At 66.4% G+C, this 20,075-nt stretch carries 15 protein-coding genes; 9 read left to right on the top strand and 6 right to left on the bottom strand.

The window, feature by feature from the left end; translation table 11 throughout:
- The first annotated feature begins 103 nt into the window (after positions 1–103).
- The 9 genes from pgi to ACSX1D_RS02950 all read left to right on the top strand — a co-directional run bounded on the left by pgi (position 104) and on the right by ACSX1D_RS02950 (position 11,847).
- Complete coding sequence (pgi, locus tag ACSX1D_RS02990) at positions 104–1,768, top strand: glucose-6-phosphate isomerase (RefSeq protein ID WP_439860913.1); 1,665 nt, start codon at positions 104–106, stop codon at positions 1,766–1,768.
- Between the two features lie 121 nt (positions 1,769–1,889).
- Positions 1,890–3,827, top strand: a complete 1,938-nt coding sequence (acs, locus tag ACSX1D_RS02985; RefSeq protein ID WP_439860912.1) for an acetate--CoA ligase — start codon at positions 1,890–1,892, stop codon at positions 3,825–3,827.
- 255 nt (positions 3,828–4,082) lie between these two features.
- A complete protein-coding gene (locus tag ACSX1D_RS02980; RefSeq protein WP_439860911.1) occupies positions 4,083–5,261 on the top strand; it encodes an acetyl-CoA C-acetyltransferase in 1,179 nt (392 codons plus the stop codon).
- A gap of 99 nt (positions 5,262–5,360) precedes the next feature.
- A complete protein-coding gene (locus ACSX1D_RS02975; protein WP_439860910.1) occupies positions 5,361–6,377 on the top strand; it encodes a class I SAM-dependent rRNA methyltransferase in 1,017 nt (338 codons plus the stop codon).
- 104 nt (positions 6,378–6,481) lie between these two features.
- Entirely contained in the window at positions 6,482–9,367 is a 2,886-nt protein-coding gene (locus ACSX1D_RS02970) for a DUF748 domain-containing protein (protein WP_439860909.1), read from the top strand.
- Between the two features lie 12 nt (positions 9,368–9,379).
- Positions 9,380–9,673, top strand: coding sequence for a DUF2845 domain-containing protein (locus tag ACSX1D_RS02965; RefSeq protein WP_439860908.1), 294 nt, complete (start codon positions 9,380–9,382; stop codon positions 9,671–9,673).
- 47 nt (positions 9,674–9,720) lie between these two features.
- The gene (locus tag ACSX1D_RS02960) at positions 9,721–10,020 is read left to right on the top strand and encodes a DUF2845 domain-containing protein (RefSeq protein WP_439860907.1); all 300 of its coding nucleotides are present in this window, start codon (positions 9,721–9,723) and stop codon (positions 10,018–10,020) included.
- Between the two features lie 63 nt (positions 10,021–10,083).
- Positions 10,084–10,371 (top strand): DUF2845 domain-containing protein, encoded by a 288-nt coding sequence (locus tag ACSX1D_RS02955; protein WP_439860906.1) that lies wholly within the window; start codon positions 10,084–10,086, stop codon positions 10,369–10,371.
- Between the two features lie 21 nt (positions 10,372–10,392).
- Positions 10,393–11,847 carry a rhomboid family intramembrane serine protease gene (locus tag ACSX1D_RS02950; RefSeq protein WP_439860905.1) on the top strand — a complete coding sequence of 485 codons (1,455 nt, stop codon included), beginning with the start codon at positions 10,393–10,395 and terminating at the stop codon, positions 11,845–11,847.
- 17 nt (positions 11,848–11,864) lie between these two features.
- Here ACSX1D_RS02950 and ACSX1D_RS02945 read toward each other — a convergent pair whose 3' ends face one another.
- From ACSX1D_RS02945 to infB, 6 genes are all read right to left on the bottom strand, one after another.
- On the bottom strand, positions 11,865–13,280 hold the full coding sequence (locus ACSX1D_RS02945) for a tetratricopeptide repeat protein (protein ID WP_439860904.1): 1,416 nt from the start codon (positions 13,278–13,280) through the stop codon (positions 11,865–11,867).
- 165 nt (positions 13,281–13,445) lie between these two features.
- Positions 13,446–15,551 (bottom strand): polyribonucleotide nucleotidyltransferase, encoded by a 2,106-nt coding sequence (gene pnp / locus ACSX1D_RS02940; protein ID WP_439860903.1) that lies wholly within the window; start codon positions 15,549–15,551, stop codon positions 13,446–13,448.
- 174 nt (positions 15,552–15,725) lie between these two features.
- The gene (gene rpsO, locus ACSX1D_RS02935) at positions 15,726–15,995 is read right to left on the bottom strand and encodes a 30S ribosomal protein S15 (protein ID WP_208708309.1); all 270 of its coding nucleotides are present in this window, start codon (positions 15,993–15,995) and stop codon (positions 15,726–15,728) included.
- A 155-nt stretch (positions 15,996–16,150) separates the two neighbouring features.
- Positions 16,151–17,068, bottom strand: a complete 918-nt coding sequence (gene truB / locus ACSX1D_RS02930; RefSeq protein WP_439860902.1) for a tRNA pseudouridine(55) synthase TruB — start codon at positions 17,066–17,068, stop codon at positions 16,151–16,153.
- A gap of 4 nt (positions 17,069–17,072) precedes the next feature.
- Positions 17,073–17,465 (bottom strand): 30S ribosome-binding factor RbfA, encoded by a 393-nt coding sequence (gene rbfA / locus ACSX1D_RS02925; protein ID WP_439860901.1) that lies wholly within the window; start codon positions 17,463–17,465, stop codon positions 17,073–17,075.
- A gap of 112 nt (positions 17,466–17,577) precedes the next feature.
- Positions 17,578–20,061 carry a translation initiation factor IF-2 gene (gene infB / locus ACSX1D_RS02920; RefSeq protein ID WP_439860900.1) on the bottom strand — a complete coding sequence of 828 codons (2,484 nt, stop codon included), beginning with the start codon at positions 20,059–20,061 and terminating at the stop codon, positions 17,578–17,580.
- Positions 20,062–20,075: the final 14 nt, after the last annotated feature.

Raw genomic sequence — 20,075 nt, 5'->3', positions numbered from 1 at the left:
CGGCCCGCCGGTTACACTCAAAGCCCGGACACAGACAGTGCTCCGGGCTTTTTATTGCCCCTATCGATATCCAGAGAACGCACAAGCAGAAGGAAGCCCCGCAATGGCGTACTACCAGCACCCGCTCGATGTCACTGCCCTGCCTACCTGGCAGGCGCTGCAAAGCCATAGAGCCCGCCTGCAGGAGTTCAGCATGCGCGAGGCGTTCGGCTCAGACCCCGAGCGGTTTACCCAGCTGTCGCTGAGCAGCTGCGGCCTGTTTCTCGACTATTCGAAGAACCTAATCACCTACGAAACCCGCGACCTGCTGGTACGCCTGGCCCAGGAGTGTGGCCTGCAGCAGGCGATCCGCGCGCTGTTCGACGGCGAACGGCTCAATGCCTCGGAGGGCCGCCCGGCCCTGCACACCGCCCTGCGCCGGCCGATCGGCGACAAGGTGCTGGTCGACGGCGTCGACGTGATGCCCGAGGTGCACCGGGTGCTGCTCCAGATGACCGAGCTGGTCGGCAAGGTGCATGACGGGCTGTGGCGCGGCTACAGCGAGAAGCCCATCACCGATGTGGTCAACATCGGCATCGGCGGCTCCTTCCTCGGCCCGCAGCTGGTCTCCGAGGCGCTGCTGCCGTTCGCCCAGCGCGGCGTGCGCTGCCACTACCTGGCCAATATCGACGGCAGCTCGTTCCACGAGCTGGCGGCCAAGCTGCGCGCCGAAACCACCCTGTTCATCATCTCCTCGAAGACCTTCAGCACCCTGGAAACCCTGAAGAACGCCCAGGCCGCGCGCAGCTGGTACCTGGCCCAGGGTGGCACCGAGGGAGAGCTGCATCGTCACTTCATCGCCGTGTCGAGCAATGTGCCGGCGGCGGTGGCCTTCGGCATCCGCGAGGAGAACATCCTGCCGATGTGGGACTGGGTCGGCGGGCGCTACTCGCTGTGGTCGGCCATCGGCCTGCCGATCGCCATGTCCATCGGCATGTCCAACTTCAAGGAACTGCTGTCCGGCGCCTACAGCATGGACGAGCACTTCCAGAACGCCTCGTTCGAAGAAAACATGCCGGTGCTCATGGCCCTGCTGGGGATCTGGTACGGCAACTTCTGGGGCGCCCAGACCCAGGCGATCCTGCCGTACGACCACTACCTGCGCAACATCACCAAGCACCTGCAGCAGCTGGATATGGAGTCCAACGGCAAGCGCGTGCTGCAGGACGGCCGCCCGGTGCCCTACGCCACCGGTCCGGTGATCTGGGGCGGGGTCGGCTGCAACGGCCAGCACGCCTACCACCAGCTGCTGCACCAGGGCACCGCGCTGATCCCGGCCGACTTCATCGTGCCGGTGGTCAGCTACAACCCGGTGGCCGACCATCACCAGTGGCTCTATGCCAACTGCCTGTCGCAGAGCCAGGCGCTGATGCTCGGCAAGACCCAGGCCGAAGCCGAGGCGGAACTGCGCGCCAAGGGCCTGGACGAGGATGAGGTGCAGCGCCTGGCGCCGCACAAGGTGATCCCCGGCAACCGGCCGAGCAACACCCTGGTGATGGAACGGGTCAGCCCGCGCCGCCTGGGCGCCCTGGTGGCGCTGTACGAGCACAAGGTGTTCGCCCAGAGCGCGATCTGGGGCATCAACGCCTTCGACCAGTGGGGCGTGGAGCTGGGCAAGGAGCTGGGCAAGAACGTCTACTCGCGCCTGCTCAGCAGCGAACCGGGACCGGCCGAGGATCCCTCCACCCAGGGCCTGATCGACTTCTTCCGCGCCCGCCACCGCGGTTGAGCCCAGCCGCGCCCTGGCTCAGGCCGGGGCGCAGGCACGGGGTTGCAGCGCTTGATCCGGGCCGCCGCGGGGGTGCTAACCTTACGGGCATCGCGGACACAACCAAACAAAAGGACCCGCCATGTTTGAGATCACCCGCCACCCCGTGGCCGACGCCGTACGCCAGCGCGCGCACCTCGACAGCGCCGACTACCAGCGCCTCTACCAGCAGTCGATCGAGCAGCCGGAAACCTTCTGGGCCGAACAGGCCAAGGCCTTTCTCGACTGGTTCAAACCCTGGCTCAGCGTGCACCACGTCGACATGTACAAGGGCCAGGCCACCTGGTTCAAGGGCGGCCAGCTCAACGTCAGCTACAACTGCATCGACCGCCACCTGCTGCAGCGCGGCGACCAGGTGGCGCTGATCTGGGAAGGCGACGACCCCAGCGAATCGGCCAACATCACCTACAACAAGCTGCACCAACAGGTCTGCCGCCTGGCCAACGTACTGAAGAGCCGCGGCGTGCAGAAGGGCGACCGGGTGTGCATCTACATGCCGATGGTCCCGGAGGCCGCCTACGCCATGCTCGCCTGTGCGCGCATCGGCGCGGTGCACTCGGTGGTATTCGGCGGCTTCTCCCCCGACGCCCTGCGCGACCGCATCCTGGATGCCGACTGCCGCACCGTGATCACCGCCGACGAAGGCGTGCGCGGCGGCAAGTACGTGCCGCTCAAGGCCAACGTCGACAAGGCGCTGCAGAGCTGCCCGGACGTCTCCACCGTACTGGTGGTGCAACGCACCCAGGGCGAGATCGACTGGCACGCCGAACGCGACATCTGGTATCACGACGCGCTGCGCGGCGCCGGCGCCGACTGCGCGCCCGAGCCGATGGACGCCGAAGACCCGCTGTTCATCCTCTACACCTCCGGCTCCACCGGCAAACCCAAGGGTGTGCTGCACACCACCGGCGGCTACCTGCTGATGGCGGCGATGACCCACAGGTACGTGTTCGATTACCACGACGGCGACATCTACTGGTGCACCGCCGATGTCGGCTGGGTCACCGGGCACAGCTACATCGTCTACGGCCCCCTGGCCAACGGTGCCACCAGCCTGGTCTTCGAGGGCGTGCCGAACTATCCGGACGCCTCGCGCTTCTGGCAGGTCATCGACAAGCACCAGGTGAACATCTTCTACACCGCACCGACCGCCATCCGCGCCCTGATGCGCGAAGGCGAAGGCCCGGTCAAGAGCTGCTCGCGGACGAGCCTGCGCCTGCTCGGCTCGGTCGGCGAGCCGATCAACCCGGAAGCCTGGGAGTGGTACTACAACGTGGTCGGCGACCAGCGTTGCCCGATCGTCGATACCTGGTGGCAGACCGAAACCGGCGCCATCATGATCGCCCCACTGCCCGGCGCCACCGACCTCAAGCCAGGCTCGGCGACCCTGCCGTTCTTCGGCGTGCAACCGGTCCTCCTGGATGAGCAGGGCAAGGAAATCGACGGCCCGGCCAACGGCGTACTGGCGATCAAGGCCAGTTGGCCGAGCCAGATCCGCAGCGTCTATGGCGATCACCAGCGACTGATCGACACCTACTTCAAGCCCTACCCCGGCTATTACTTCAGCGGTGACGGCGCGCGCCGCGACGAGGACGGCTACTACTGGATCACCGGCCGGGTCGACGACGTGATCAACGTCTCCGGCCACCGCATCGGCACCGCCGAAGTGGAAAGCGCCCTGGTCCTGCACGATGCCGTGGCCGAGGCGGCAGTGGTCGGCTACCCCCATGACGTCAAGGGCCAGGGCATCTACGCCTTCGTCACGCCGATGAACGGGGTGGAACCGAGCGACGCGCTGAAGAAGGAACTGCTGGCCCTGGTCGGCAAGGAAATCGGCAGCTTCGCCAAGCCCGAACTGCTGCAATGGGCCCCCGGCCTGCCGAAGACCCGCTCCGGCAAGATCATGCGACGCATCCTGCGCAAGATCGCCTGCAACGAGCTGGACACCCTCGGCGACACCTCGACCCTGGCCGACCCGAGCGTGGTCGACGGCCTGATCGACCAGCGCCTGAATCGCTGAGCCCACTCAGCACTGAACGATCACCGCCTGCTCTTGTGCAGGCGGTTGATCGAGCCGCGCCTCCGCCGCTCTGCTTGTCGGGCCGTGATGCTCCAGCGCTGCTGCCGCCCTGTGACGCGTCCAATGCACCATCATCGGGAGCAGCAACGCCTGGAATCGCCGGGCGCGCTCGGCGTGCTGGCCGCCGGCAAACTTCGTGTGCCAACATATGGCCCCTTCGCGGCCAGCCGCGCCCGCCACTCGTGAGGATCGATCATGCAAGAAGTCGTCATCGTCGCCGCCACCCGCACCGCCATCGGCAGCTTCCAGGGCTCGCTGTCCGGCATTCCGGCCGTCGAGCTGGGCGCCGCGGTAATTCGCCGCCTGCTCGAGCAGACCGGCCTGAACGGCGCCGAGGTCGACGAGGTGATCCTCGGCCAGGTGCTCACCGCCGGTGCCGGGCAGAACCCCGCGCGCCAGGCGGCGATCCACGCCGGCCTGCCCCATGCGGTACCGGCGCTGACCCTCAACAAGGTCTGCGGTTCCGGCCTCAAGGCCCTGCACCTGGGCGCCCAGGCGATTCGCTGCGGCGACGCCGAGGTGATCATCGCCGGCGGCATGGAGAACATGAGCCTCGCGCCCCATGTCGTGCCCAGCATGCGCAGCGGCCTGCGCATGGGCCACGGCAAGCTGATCGACACGATGATCCATGACGGCCTGTGGGATGCCTTCAACGACTACCACATGGGCATCACCGCCGAGAACCTGGTGGAAAAGTACGGCATCAGCCGCGCGGAGCAGGACGCCTTCGCCGCCGCGTCGCAGCGCAAGGCCGCCGCGGCCATCGAGTCCGGCCGCTTCGCGGACGAGATCACCCCGATCCTGATCCCCCAGCGCAAGGGTGAGCCGAAGGCCTTCGCCACCGACGAACAGCCGCGCGCCGGCACCACCCCGGAGTCCCTGGCCGCCCTCAAACCGGCGTTCAAGAAGGACGGCAGCGTCACCTCCGGCAATGCCTCAAGCCTCAACGACGGCGCCGCCGCGGTGCTGCTGATGAGCGCGGCCAAGGCCGAGGCCCTCGGCCTGCCGGTGCTGGCGCGCATCGCCGCCTATGCCAACGCCGGGGTCGACCCGGCGATCATGGGCATCGCCCCGGTCTCGGCCACCCGCCGCTGCCTGGACAAGGCCGGCTGGAGCCTGGAGCAGCTGGACCTGATCGAGGCCAACGAGGCCTTCGCCGCCCAGGCCCTGGCGGTCGGCAAGGAACTGGGCTGGAACGCCGACAAGGTCAACGTCAACGGCGGTGCCATCGCCCTGGGCCACCCGATCGGCGGCTCGGGCTGCCGGGTACTGGTGACCCTGCTGCACGAAATGATCAAGCGCAACGCCAAGAAGGGCCTGGCCACCCTGTGCATCGGCGGCGGTCAGGGCGTGGCCCTGGCCATCGAACGCTAAGCCCTGCCACCGCGCGACTGAACGCCGGCGCCGCTTCGCAAGCAGGCGCCGGCGTTTTTCTTGCTAGACTGCGCGCCTCCTCTTTCCGAGTCGCCGCGCATGACCTCTCTCGATCAGGCGCTGCGCGCCGCCCTCGACAACCGCCAGGCACTACTCGCCGAGCTGCACCAGCAGGGCACCGACTGCTATCGCCTGTTCCACGGCAGCCAGGAGGGCGCCGGCGGCCTGACCCTCGACCGCTACGGCCCGCAACTGCTGGTGCAGAGCTTTCACCAGAGCCTCGAGCGCGCTCAGCTGCTGCGTCTGGCCGAGCAGTGCCGCGAGCACCTCAACGAGCCCCTGTTGCTGGTCTACAACGACCGCTCCCAGGGCAACTCGCGGGTCGACCGGCAGGACCCGATCTACCGTGCCGAGGACGCAGCCCTGGACGACCTGGTCGGCCACGAATGGGGCCTCACGTATCGGGTACGCGGCCGCCATCCCGGTCAGGACCCGCTACTGTTTCTCGACCTGCGCAATGCCCGCGGCTGGATCAAGGCGCACAGCGCCGGCAAGTCCGTGCTCAACCTGTTCGCCTACACCTGCGGCGTCGGCCTCGCGGCCAGCGCCGGCGGCGCCCGCGAGTCGCTCAACCTGGACTTCGCCGAAGGCAACCTGGCGGTCGGCCGGGAGAACGGCGCGCTCAACCCGCAACTGCCGCCCATGCAGTTCATCCAGTCGGACTACTTCCCGGCGATCCGCCAGCTGGCCGGCCTGCCGGTGGCCCAGCGCCGCGACCACAAGCTGCCCAGCTACCCGCGCCTGGCCGCGCGCCAGTTCGACCTGGTATTTCTCGACCCGCCGGCCTGGGCCAAGAGCGCCTTCGGCACAGTCGATCTGCTGCGCGACTACCAGAGCCTGCTCAAGCCGGCGATTCTCGCCACCGCCGCCGACGGCATGCTGGTCTGCTGCAACAACCTGGCGAAGGTCGCCCTCGCCGACTGGCGTGAGCAGGTGCTGCGCTGCGCCGCCAAGCTCGGTCGCCCGGTACGCGACTGCCAGGTGCTGACACCGGCCGCCGACTTCCCCTCGCAGGACGCCCAGCCACCACTCAAGACCCTGATCCTGAGCTTCTGAACAGCCGTTCGGACGACGCAAAAGCCGCCACAGCTGGCATTTTCGAACCTGCGACGCATGCCATACTCCAAGGCACTTCTTTTCGGGAAAGTTGTCGCCTCACCATGCACAAAGGATTGAAACGCGCCGCCGGCGCCCTGTTGATCGCCACGCTGTTTTACGGCCTGCTGGGTTTTCTGATCCTGCCCGGGGTCGCCCTGCGCATCGCCAACCAGCAACTGGCGCAGTACAGCAACCAGCCCGCCAGCCTGGAGCGCCTGCAGTTCAACCCCTTGAGCCTGGAGCTCAGCCTGTGGGGCCTGCGGGTCGGCGCAGCCGGGCAGGAGCAACTGGCGCTGGGCCGGCTCAGCGCCGACCTGGAGATCGACAGCCTGTGGCGCGGCGCCGTGCACCTGGCGCGCATCGAACTGGAGCAACCCCGCGCCGAGGTGCGTTTCGATCGCCAGGGCCAGCTCAACCTCGTCCAGCTGTTCAGGCTGCCGGAACCTGCACAGCCCAGCGAGGAGACCCGCGAGCCGGTGGCCCTGCGTATCGATCAGCTGACGCTGAACGGCGGCAACCTCAGGTTTCAGGACCTGCGCCCAAGCGAGCCGGTCGAGCTGCGCTATGACGACCTCAACCTCGAGCTGCGCGACCTCAGCACCCTGACGGGCGACAGCGCCACGCTGACCCTGAAAGCCAGCGACGCGCAAGGGGCACGCATCGACTGGCGCGGACAGCTGAGCCTGGCGCCGCTCAGCTCCAGCGGCCACCTGCAGCTGCGCAAGGCGCGCCTGAGGAGCGTCTGGCCCTATGTCCGCGACGCCCTGCCGCTGGTACTGGAAGACGGCCTTATCGACCTGTCCGGTGACTACCAGCTGGAGCTGGCCGACGGCCTGCGCCTGCAACTGGACAAGGCCCGGGCGCGCCTCGCACCTTTTGCCCTCAAGGCGCCCGATGGCCGCCCGCTGCTCAAGCTGGCAAGCCTGGAGATCGCCGACACCCGCGTGGACCTGGGCAAACGCCAGGTGCGCATCGGCACGCTACGCAGCCAGCAACTGGAAACCTGGGCGGCGCGCGAGGCCGACGGCCAGCTGGACTGGCTGAAGCTGCTGGCGAGCAAAGCCGACTCACCAACCAAGCCGGCACCCACCCAGGCCGCGCCGACCAAGGCCTGGCAGGTGCTGCTGGCCGACGCGCAGCTGCGCGACTACCGCATCCACCTGGCCGACCGCGTCCCTCAACAGGCGGTTGAACTGCAGCTGGGCCCGCTGGATCTCGACCTGCAGGACTTCGACAGCCGCGGCACCGCGCCCTTCCGCCTCAAATTGGACACCGGCCTGGGCGCCAAGGGCCGACTCAAGGCCGAGGGCCAGGCGCAGCTGAGCCCCACCACGGCCACTCTGCAGATCAGCAGCCGGGACATCGACCTGCGCCTGGCCCAGGCCTACCTCACTCCACTGCTTCGCCTGGAGCTGCGCAGCGGCCAGCTGGCCAGCGACCTCAAGCTCAACCTCAGCGGCACAAGCCCGCTGGCGTTCGGCATCACCGGCAGCGCCCGGATCAATCGCCTGCACAGCCTGGACACCCTCAAGGAGCGCGACTTCGTACGCTGGGAGCAGCTCGACCTGGACGGCCTGAACTACCAGCATGGCGAGGCCCTGAGCATCGACAAGGTGAAGCTGCAGCAACCCTATGGGCGCTTCATCGTCAATGAGGACCTGAGCACCAACCTCAACGACCTGATCATCAGCCAAGCGGCGGCGCCCGAGGCCCCGGCCGAAACAGGCGCGCGCGCCGGAAAACCGCTGGCGATCCGTATCGGCGAGATCACCATCGCCGAGGGCTCGGCCAACTTCGCCGACTTCAGCCTGACCCCCAACTTCGCCACCGCCATCCAGCAGCTCAATGGCCGTATCGGCACCCTGGACAGCCGCAGCGGCGCGCCGGCCAGCGTGGCCATCAGCGGCAAGGTCGATCGCTATGCCCCGGTCAGCATCAAGGGCAGCCTCAACCCCTTCAACCCGCTGGACAGCCTGGACCTCACCAGCCAGTTCAAGCAGGTCGAACTGACCACCCTGACCCCCTACTCCGGCAAGTTCGCCGGCTACCGTATCCGCAAGGGCCGACTCAACCTGGACCTGCACTACCGCATCAACAAGGGCCAGCTGCAGGCCGAGAACAACGTGGTGGTCGAACAGCTGCAGCTCGGCCAGCAGGTCGACAGCCCCAGCGCCGTGGATCTGCCGGTGCGCCTGGCCGTCGCCCTGCTCAAGGACGCCAACGGCAAGATCGCCATCCAGCTGCCGGTGCAGGGCAACCTCAACAATCCCGACTTCGATGTCATGCCGATCGTCTGGAAGACCCTGCGCGGCCTGGTGCTGCGTGCCGTACAGGCGCCCTTCAAGCTGCTCGGCGGACTGGTCAGCGGCGGCACGCAGATGGACCTCGGCCATGTGCCCTTCGCCCCGGGCAGCGCCGAGCTCGACGTCGCCGCCCAGAGCAGCCTGGACACCCTCGCCGGGGCCCTGCAGAAGCGCCCGGCGCTGCGCCTGGAGATCGAGGGCCTGAGCGCGCCAAGCAGCGACGGTCCGCCGCTGGCCGAACAGCGCCTGCAGCGCGCCTACCAGGCCAGCTACCAGAAGCTCCTGCAGAGCCGTGGCGAAGCCGTGCCGAACGACCCGGCGCAGCTGCAGGTGCCCGAAGACGAGAAGAGCGCCTTGCTCGAGGACATCTACCGCAGCCGCCTGAAACAGCCACCACCAGGCGAGTGGGCCGAACTGGACGGGCCACAGCGCGCCGACCAGCTGCGCGAGGCCGTGCTGCAGTCCTGGGCGCAGAGCAAGCTGCTGCTGCGCCAGCTGGCCCAGGAACGCGCCGCCCGCATCAAGGACTACCTGGTCGACAAGACCAGCCTGGCCCAGGAGCGCATCTACCTGCTCGACGTCGGCCTGGGCGACCCCGGCGCCGACGGACGAGTGGCCACCCCGCTGCACCTGGATAGCGAATAAGCTGAAGCGGTGATGAGCATGAAAACCTTCAGCCTGGCCCTGCTTATGGGCTGCGCCGCCTGGGCCCAGGCCGACACCCTGCGCTGCGGCAGCCAGCTGGTCAGCCTCGGCGACCGCAGCTTCGAGGTGCAGCAGAAGTGCGGCGAGCCAGCCTTCCGTGACCTGGTCGGCTACACCCTGGGTCCCTATGACCGGCGCGAGTTCAAGATCGAGGAGTGGGTCTACGGGCCGAGCAATGGCGCGCTGAGCATCCTCACCTTCGAAGGCAACCGCCTGACCCGCATCGAGCGGCGCCGCCAGCGCTGACGATCAGGGTATAGGCTGGGGACTCCATGACACTGCCCGGGTACACGATGAGAATCCCCATCCTGCTCATTGCGCTGAGCCTGGCGAACGCCGTCGACGCCGCCTCGACCCTGCGCTGCGGCAGCGCGCTGGTCAGCCGCGACGACAGCGCCGCCGAGGTCCTCGACAAATGCGGCGAGCCGGTCAGCCGCGACTTCCTCGGCTACCGCGAGGTGCTGGACTACTACGGCTTCCGCCACGAGGTGAGCGTCGAGGAATGGACCTACGGGCCACGCAATGGCATGTATCACTTCCTGCGTTTCGAGGGCAATCGCCTGGACCGCATCGACAGCGAGCGTGGCAACTGACAATTTTTCAGGCGGCTGCTAGTCTCGCCGCTTCTTCTCTACCTGGAACAAGGAAGCTCCATCATGCGCAAACTCTCTCTGTCCACCGCCCTGCTGCTGAGCGTCACCTGCGCCGAGGCCTCGCTGCGCTGCGACAAGGGCATCGCCAGCAAGGGCGATCGCAGCGTCGAGGTCCAGGCCAAATGTGGCGAAGCCGCCAGCCGCGCCCTGGTCGGCTACACGCAGAACGCCAACGGCGATCAGGAGTTGCCGATCGAGGAGTGGGTCTATGGCCCGCGCAGCGGCATGTACTACTACCTGACCTTCCAGGGCGGACGCCTGCTGCGCATCGACAGCAAGCGCGGCAACTGACGCCGGCAGGATCACCAGCACATGCTCATCCTCCCCGCCGAACACCCGCTGGACTGGAAGAAACCGCCGGTCGCCACCCTGCTGCTGATCCTGCTCAACGTACTGATCTATTTCGGCTACCAGGGCGGCGACCAGGCGCGCGAAGCCCAGGCCGTGCAGACCTACCTCGATGGTGGCCTGCTCAACCGCGAGCGCGCGCTGTTCCTCGAGGCCTTCAGCCAGCGCCGCGAGCTGGACGCCGAGCAGCGGCGCTACGTCGACAGCATGCGCCGCAGCGACCTGGCCCGCCTGGTGCTCTACGACCTGCAGTTCGAGAGCCGCCTGCGGCACAATCCCGACTACCTGGCCGACCCGTCCTGGCAGGCGGCACGCCAGCGGGCCGAGGCGGCGCGTGATCGCATCAGCAGCATGCGCTTCGGCTTCATCCCGGCCCGCTTCAGTGTCGAGGGGCTGTTCGGCGCCATGTTCCTGCACGGCGACTTCGGCCACCTGGCCGGCAACATGCTGTTCCTGTTCATCTTCGGCTTCGCTCTGGAAATCGCCCTGGGCCGCTGGCTGTACCTCGGTCTCTACCTGCTCAGCGGCGTGGCCTCGCACCTGCTGTGGTGGATCATGGACCCGGTCTGGATCACCGGAGTCGGCGCCTCCGGGGCGATCTCCGGGCTGATGGGCATGTACCTGGGGGTCTACGGCCTGCGCCGCATCAACTTCTTCTACTGGCTCGGGCCGCTGTTCGGTTACTTCCGGGCGCCGGCGCTGTGGATACTGCCGGTGTGGATGGGCAAGGAGCTGTACGGTCTGCTGCTGGCCGACGACAACGTCAACTACTACGCCCACCTCGGCGGCCTGGGCGCCGGCTTCCTCGCCGTCTGGCTGCCGCGCCTGGGCGGCAAGCTGCGAGTCGACCAGGCCTACCTGCACAAGGAAGACCCGGACGCGCCGTTCAAGCGCGAACTGGATGGCCTGGATCGCGCGATCGGCGGCTTCGCCCTCGACCAGGCCGCCAGCCGCGGCCTGGAGCTGCTCGAACGCTACCCCGGGCGCCTGGAACTGCTCGAGCGCCTCTACCCGCTGGCCCGCACCCGCCAGGACAAGGCACTGCTCGGCGGCGTGCTGCGGCAGCTGTTCGGCCTGCCGGCGCAGCCCGCCCAGCTGCCGCTGTTGCTGCGCCTGGCCGAGGACAGTGCCGACTCCGCGCAGCCGCTGCTGCAGCTCCCGGCGGTGCAGCTGCACCTGCTCCGGCGCCTGCTGCAGGCCGAGCAGCACGCCCTGGCCCTGGCCGCCTGGCGCCGACTTAGCCGCGCCGCCAAACAGCCGGCCGAGCTACCGGCGCTGACCCTGCGCCTGGCCAAGCAGCTGGGGAGCCGACAGGACATGGGCGGCCTCGCCGAGCTCGGGCAGTTCCTCACTCAGCGTTACCCGCAAGCCGAGCAGACCGCCCAACTGGGCCTGCTCCGGCAACATCTGGCCCGCTGACAGCCCTTGAACGAGCCTCAGGCGAGACTGGCCAACCGGTCCAGGCTCGCCTCCAGGCTCGCCACTTCGCCCAACAGGGGAGACTGCGGGTAGCGCAAGCGGATAAAGGCCAGCAGCTTGCGGGCCGGCTCGATCTGCCCGAGCCCCTCGGCGAAGCCACGGCTGGCCAGCAGATAGGCGCGGGGAATGTGCGGGTAGTCGGGGAAGCGCTGGTGCAGGTTGCGCAACAGTGCCAGCGCTTCGCGGGTCTTGTGGCGCTGCAACAGCGATTCGGCCACTCGCTCGCAGACCAGGGCGTCATCGGGCAGGTAGTCGACGCCGAGCTGGCGCGCGTTGAGCAGGGCACTGGCCGCCAGCGAGGGGTTCAAACGGGCGGCCAATGGCAGGAAATGGGCCAGATGGCGCTGGCAGCGCACCCGGTCATTCAGGCCGAATAGCAGCTGGTGGTAACGCTCGTTGAGCCCGAGGTCGTCGCCATCACGCTGCAGGGCCTTGCTCAGGGTGTCCAGGGCTTGCGCACTCTGCCCTTCCTTGAGGCGTATCTGCGCCTCGGCCAAGGCGCGCCGCCGCAGGTATTCCGGCGCCGGGTAGGCCGCCGCGCCCTCTTCGTCGGCGATCACGTAGCCCAGGGCACCCTGATACTGGAACACCGCATAGCCCATCATCGCGCACATCACCACGCCGAAGTACCCGAACAGGAAGGCGGCGACCGGCATCAGCACCACCCGCGGCAGGCCGCTGGAGAGCATGTAGGTGACCCAGCCCGGCGACTGCCAGAGGATGAACAGGAAGGCGCACAGGATCAGGTAACGCCAGCCCATCGCGCCTATCACCTGGCCAACCTGCTCGGGGCTCAGCGCCGCGCCCAGCTCCTTGTCCAGCGCCAGGCGGATGATGCTGGCCGGCAATACCAGGAGCAGGCCGATATTCACCGTCCAGTACAGCGCCTCGCTGTCGAAGTCGCTGGCCAGCCAGAGCGCGGCGAAGGCGATCAGAAATACCGCCAACTGCTTGCAGAACAGGCTGAAGCCTTCACCACTGAAGGCGCTAGCCAGGCTCGGCGCCTGTCGGTCGGCCTGGCTGCTGGCCTCGATCACGCTGTGGAAGTACTTGGTCGCCACGCTGAACAGGAGTATCCACAGGACGATCCAGCGCGGCATGAACAGGCTGGCCAGCGCCAGCAAGGCGGCGAACGCCAGGGGGCCCGCCTGCAGGGCGTAGGCGAAGAAGCCGGGGATACGCTCCCAGAACGGCTGGGCGCTGTTCGCCGCGCCGAGAAACTGCAACGGCCCGGCGCACAGCGGGCAAGCCGGCGTATCGTCGGGAGCATCGGCATTCAACGGGATGCAACAGTCGCCATAGGCCCGCTGACAGGGCTGGCATTGCCAGGTGGCGGGCTGGGCGGGATGGTAGCGGCAGAGGGTCTTGTCCATAAGCGAAGAATCCTGGAACGGCTGACGAAAGCCGGCGGAGGGGCGCACGGCTGGCTGCGGCAACAGATCGAACAGCCCGGGCTGGTGACGCGCGGGCACCATTGTCCAGACAAAAAAAGAGGGCCGCAATGCGGCCCTCCGTTTCAGCGTGGCAGTTGCCCGCTATCAGACACCCGAGGCTTCGGCAGCCGCGACGTCCTTGATCGACAGCTTGATACGGCCGCGGTTGTCCACGTCCAGTACCAGTACCTTCACTTCCTGGCCTTCCTTAAGCACGTCGGTGACCTTCTCGACACGCTGATCGCTCAGCATCGAGATGTGCACCAGACCGTCCTTGCCCGGCAGGATGTTGACGAAGGCGCCGAAGTCGACGATGCGCTCGACCTTGCCGACGTAGATCTTGCCGATCTCGGCCTCGGCGGTGATGCCCAGCACACGCTGACGCGCGGCCTCGGCAGCTTCCTTGGTCTCGCCGAAGATCTTGATGGTGCCGTCGTCTTCGATGTCGATCGAAGCCTTGGTTTCCTCGCAGATGCCGCGGATGGTCGCGCCACCCTTGCCGATCACGTCGCGGATCTTGTCCTGGTCGATCTTCATCGCGATCATGGTCGGCGCATTGGCCGACAGCTCGCTACGCGACTCGGCGATGACCTGGTTCATCTGGCCGAGGATGTTCAGGCGCGCTTCCAGGGCCTGGCCCAGGGCGATTTCCATGATCTCTTCGGTGATGCCCTGGATCTTGATGTCCATCTGCAGCGCGGTCACGCCCTTGGCGGTACCGGCAACCTTGAAGTCCATGTCGCCCAGGTGGTCTTCGTCACCGAGGATGTCGGTCAACACGGCGAACTTCTCGCCTTCCTTGACCAGACCCATGGCGATACCGGCCACCGGCGCCTTCATCGGCACGCCGGCATCCATCAGCGCCAGGGAGGCACCGCAGACCGAGGCCATGGAGCTGGAGCCGTTGGACTCGGTGATTTCCGACACCACGCGGATGGTGTACGGGAACTCGTCGGGGCTCGGCAACATGGCGGCAACGGAGCGACGGGCCAGGCGGCCGTGGCCGATTTCGCGGCGACCGGTGGCGCCCATGCGGCCACACTCGCCCACCGAGTACGGCGGGAAGTTGTAGTGCAGCATGAAGGGGTCTTTCTTCTCGCCTTCCAGGGTGTCGAGCAGCTGCGCATCGCGGGCGGTACCCAGGGTCGCGACCACCAGGGCCTGGGTCTCGCCACGGGTGAACAGCGCCGAACCGTGGGTCTTGGCCAGCACGCCGACTTCGATGTTCAGGCCGCGTACGGTACGGGTGTCGCGACCGTCGATACGCGGTTTGCCGTTGACGATGTTCTCGCGCACGGTGCGGTATTCGATTTCGCCGAAAGCCTCTTTCACTTCACCGGCAGAAGGCTGACCTTCTTCGCCGGAGAACTTGGCCACGACCTGATCACGCAGCTCGCCCAGGCGCGCGTAGCGATCCTGCTTGATGGTGATGGTGTAGGCCTGGGAAATCGCCTCGCCGAATTCACTGCGAATGGCAGAGAGCAGAGCGGTGTTTTCCGCCTTCGGCTGCCAGTCCCAGGTCGGCTTGCCCGCTTCGGCAGCCAGCTCGGTCACGGCCTGGATCACGGCCTGGAATTCGTCGTGGGCGAACAGTACGGCGCCCAGCATCTGGTCTTCGGTCAGCTCCTTGGCTTCCGACTCGACCATCAGCACGGCGTCCTTGGTACCGGCCACGACCATGTCCAGGCTGGAGGCCTTGAGCTGCTCGTAGGTCGGGTTCAGCAGGTAGCCGGTTTCCGGGTGGAAGGCCACGCGCGCGGCGCCAATCGGGCCGTTGAACGGAATGCCGGAGATCGCCAGGGCAGCCGAGGTACCGATCATCGCCGCGATGTCCGGATCGGTCTTCTTGCTGGTGGAGACCACGGTGCAGATGACCTGCACTTCGTTCTGGAAACCTTCCGGGAACAGCGGGCGGATCGGACGGTCGATCAGGCGCGAGGTCAGAGTCTCTTTCTCGGAAGGACGCGCTTCACGCTTGAAGAAACCGCCGGGGATCTTGCCGGCTGCGTAGGTCTTCTCCTGGTAGTGCACCGACAGCGGGAAGAAGCCCTTGCTCGGGTCGGCGGTCTTGGCACCGGTCACGGCGACCAGCACGGCGACGTCGTCGTCGACGGTGACCAGCACGGAGCCGGAGGCCTGACGGGCCATACGGCCGGTCTCGAGGGTAACGGTCGACTGACCGAACTGGAATTTCTTGATTACCGGGTTCACGGTGTTTTCCTTCTCTCTGTTGCCTTTGGGGAAATCTGTATGTAGCAAAATTCGTGGGCAGCTACGGGAGTCGGACCCGCGTCTGTCCAAAATGCAGCAGGCTGAAACGCAAAAGCTGGAAGCGGGGACCAGCCCCACTTCCAGCTTCGGCATTCAGCTGCGCGCCAGCATTGCTTAGCGACGCAGACCCAGGCGACCGATCAGGGCGCTGTAACGAGTGGTGTCCTTGCCCTTCAGGTAGTCCAGCAGCTTACGACGCTGGTTAACCATACGGATCAGGCCACGACGCGAGTGGTGGTCCTTACCGTTGGCCTTGAAGTGGCCTTGCAGCTTGTTGATGTTGGCGGACAGCAGTGCAACCTGCACTTCCGGGCTACCGGTGTCGCCTTCAGCTTGCTTGTACTCGTTTACGATCTGGGCTTTTTCTTCAACGCTGAGTGCCATGTGGGCATCCTCTCAGTTAGGAAACTGCTGCAGGACAACAGTTTCAATAGGCCGGGAATCGCTTCCCGTGTTTTAAAGTGAGGTATGACCGTGCCTATTAACAGCCACCCTCGATACACGCGGGTCGGAGCCGAAACCCCGGTCCCGCGCTACGGTCATGCCGACCGAATCAAGCGACGTGGCGCGATGCGCCCGTCTTCGCTCACTTCACCGATACCGATAAAGCGACCGGTGTGATCATGCACCCGCACCATGCCGAACTTCGGCGCCTCCGGCGCGCGCACCGGCTGCCCCTGCAGCCAATAGAACGCACTGTGCTCGGAGAACTGCAACAGCGGCCAGTGCAGCAGGCCACTGTCAACCGGTAGCAGGAAGCGGTCGAGGGCCTCGTTGCCGCCCTCGGCGTGGGCCTGTTCCAGCTCTTCCAGGCTGATCGTCTGGGCCAGTTCGAAAGGACCGGCCTTGGTTCTGCGCAGCTCGGCGACATGGGCGCCACAGCCAAGCAGCTGACCGAGGTCTTCGACCAGGGTGCGAATATAGGTGCCCTTGCTGCAATCCACCGCCAGGCGCGCCTGCTCTGCCTCGCAGGCCAGCAATTCCAGGCGCGCAATAGTAACAGAACGCGGCTCGCGCTCCACTACTTCGCCGGCACGCGCCAGCTTGTACAGCGGCTGCCCATCGCGCTTGAGGGCCGAGTGCATCGGCGGTATCTGGCTGATTTCACCGCGAAAACGCGGCAACAGGGCCTCGATCTCGGCGCGACCAACGGTCACCGGACGCTGCTCGAGCACCTCGCCTTCGGCATCCCCGGTGCTGGTGGTAACGCCCAGCTGCATCAGGGTTTCATAGCCCTTGTCGGCATCCAGCAGGTACTGGGAGAACTTGGTCGCCTCGCCGAAGCACAGCGGCAGCACCCCGGTGGCCAGCGGATCGAGACTGCCGGTATGACCGGCCTTCTCGGCATTGAGCAGCCAGCGCACCTTCTGCAGGGCCGCGTTGGAACTGAAACCACGCGGCTTATCCAGCAGGATGATGCCGTTGACCTGGCGACGCACACGCTTTACCTGGGCCACGGGCTTACTCCTCGGTCTTGCCGGCGTCGTGCTGGCTGTCTTCCGCCACCGCACGATCGATCAGCGCCGACAGGTGGGCGCCACGACTGACGCTCTCGTCGTAATGGAAGCGCAACTGCGGCACGCTGCGCAGCTTCATCGCCTTGCCCAGCTGCATGCGCAGGAAGCCACTGGCGTCGTTGAGCACCTTGAGACTCTGGGTGACTTGGTCGACGCCATCGTCGGCGGTCATCACGGTGATGAAAATCTTCGCGTGGCCAACGTCGCGGCTGACTTCAACGGCGGTGATGGTCACCAGGCCCAGGCGCGGGTCCTTGACCTCGCGGCGGATCAATTGCGCCAGCTCGCGCTGCATCTGGTCGCCGATACGCTGGGTCCGGCTATAGTCTTTTGCCATCTCTACTACCTTTCACTCGCCGCGACGCTTCGAAAGGCATCGGGCTCAAAAGCGGCAAACGCCCGGCCGCGCGAAAAGCGGGGCCGGGCGTTGCATGTTGCAACTCGCTGCCTTACAGGCTGCGAGCCACCTGGACTTTCTCGAACACTTCGATCTTGTCGCCGACCTTGACGTCGTTGTAGCTCTTCACCGCGATACCGCACTCCATGCCGGCCCGCACTTCGGACATGTCGTCCTTGAAGCGGCGCAGGGATTCCAGTTCGCCCTCGAAGATCACCACGTCGTCGCGCAGCACGCGGATCGGACGGTTACGGTGCACCACGCCTTCGACGACCATGCAACCAGCCACCGCGCCGAACTTCGGCGAGCGGAACACGTCACGCACCTCGGCGATACCCAGGATGTTCTCCCGGACGTCGCTGCCCAGCATGCCGGTGAGGGCCTTCTTGACGTCTTCGATGATGTCGTAGATCACGTTGTAGTAACGCATGTCCAGACCTTCCTGCTCGACGATCTTCCGGGCACCGGCATCGGCGCGCACGTTGAAGCCGAACAGCACGGCGTTGGAGGCCAGCGCCAGGTTGGCATCGGACTCGGTGATACCACCGACACCGCCACCGACCACACGTACCTGCACTTCGTCGTTGCCCAGGCTACCGAGCGAGCCCTGCAGGGCCTCCAGCGAGCCACGAACGTCGGACTTGAGGACGATGTTGAGGGTCTTCTTCTCGTCCTGGCCCATGTTCTCGAAGATGTTTTCCAGCTTGCCGGCATGCGCACGGGCCAGCTTGACCTCGCGGAATTTGCCCTGGCGGAACAGAGCCACTTCGCGGGCCTTCTTCTCGTCGGCCACCACGGTCATCTCATCACCGGCTTCCGGCGTACCGTCCAGACCGAGGATCTCGACCGGAATCGACGGGCCAGCTTCCTTAACCGGCTTGCCGTTCTCGTCGAGCATGGCGCGGATGCGGCCGTAGTTGGAACCGACCAGCACCATGTCGCCCTGGCGCAGGGTGCCATCCTGGACCAGCAGGGTTGCCACCGGGCCACGGCCCTTATCCAGACGCGACTCGACCACCACGCCACGGCCAGGTGCCGAAGGCGTGGCCTTGAGCTCGAGGACTTCGGCTTGCAGCAGTACGGCCTCGAGCAGTTCGTCGACGCCGGTCCCGAGCTTGGCGGAAACATGCACGTAGGGCGCATCACCACCCCACTCTTCGGGGATGACATCCAGCGCGGCCAGGCCGTTCTTGATGTTGTCCGGGTTGGCGTCGGGCTTGTCGATCTTGTTCACCGCGACCACGATCGGCACGCCAGCGGCTTTCGCGTGCTGCACGGCTTCCTGGGTCTGCGGCATGACGCCGTCGTCGGCTGCCACCACCAGGATGACGATATCGGTGGCCTTGGCACCACGGGCACGCATCTGGGTAAAGGCGGCGTGGCCGGGAGTATCGAGGAAGGTGACCATGCCGCGGTCGGTTTCCACGTGGTAGGCACCGATGTGCTGGGTGATGCCACCGGCTTCGCCCGCCGCCACCTTGGCGCGACGGATGTAGTCGAGCAGCGAGGTCTTGCCGTGGTCGACGTGACCCATCACGGTCACCACCGGCGCGCGGGAAATAGCCTCACCTTCGAACTTGAGGGACGCAGCCAGCTGCTCCTCGAGCGCGTTATCGCTGACCAGCTTGACCTTGTGGCCGAGCTCTTCGGCGATCAGCTGTGCGGTTTCCTGATCGAGCACCTGGTTGATGGTCACCGGGGTGCCCATCTTGAACATGAACTTGATCACTTCGGCGGCTTTCACCGTCATCTGCTGAGCCAGCTCGCCGACGGTGATGGTCTCGCCGATCGCCACTTCGCGGACGATAGGCCCGCTCGGACTCTGGAAGCCGTGCTGGTTGCGCTTCTTCAGCTTGGACTTGCCACGACCGCCGCGACGGAAGCCATCGCTCTCTTCGTCGACAGTGCGCGGCGCGACGCGCGGCGCCGGAGCCTTTTCCTTGACGGTCGGGCGGTGCTGGGTGGTCTTGCGCTCGCCGCGACGGTCGTCGTCACTGCGCACCTTGTCGGGGCGACGCGGCTCGTCCTTCTTGCGCTCCTCGACCACCGGCGCGGCGACCGGCAATTCGACCACGGTCGCCGAAGCCGGCGCAGGCGCGCTGTCTTCGGTCTTGGCACTGACGGCCTTGAGCTTGGCTTCTTCCTCGGCGCGGCGTTTGGCCTCTTCTTCGGCCTTCACCCGCGCCGCCTCGGCAGCGGCACGCTGCTCGGCGAGCTCGCGCTGCTTCTCGGCCTCGATCTCTTCGGCGCTGCGCTTGACGAAGGTCTTCTTCTTGCGCACTTCAACGCTGATGGTCTTGCTGCCAGCAACACGCAGGGTGCTGGTGGTCTTGCGCTGCAGGGTAATCTTGCGCGGCTCTTCTACTTTATCGCCGTGGCTGCTCTTGAGATGGGCGAGCAGGGCTTGCTTCTCATTATCGGTGACAACTTGCTCGGCACTGCTGTGCGGCAAACCCGCCTCACGCATCTGCTGCAGCAGGCGCTCTACCGGTGTGTCGACCACTTGGGCCAGTTCTTTCACCGTGACTTGCGACATGCATTTCTCTCCTC

Source organism: Pseudomonas sp. MBLB4136 (assembly GCF_051904765.1).
GTDB lineage: Bacteria > Pseudomonadota > Gammaproteobacteria > Pseudomonadales > Pseudomonadaceae > Aquipseudomonas.
Note: the sequence above shows the minus strand (reverse complement) of the source record. Positions and strands in the feature narration are given on the sequence as shown.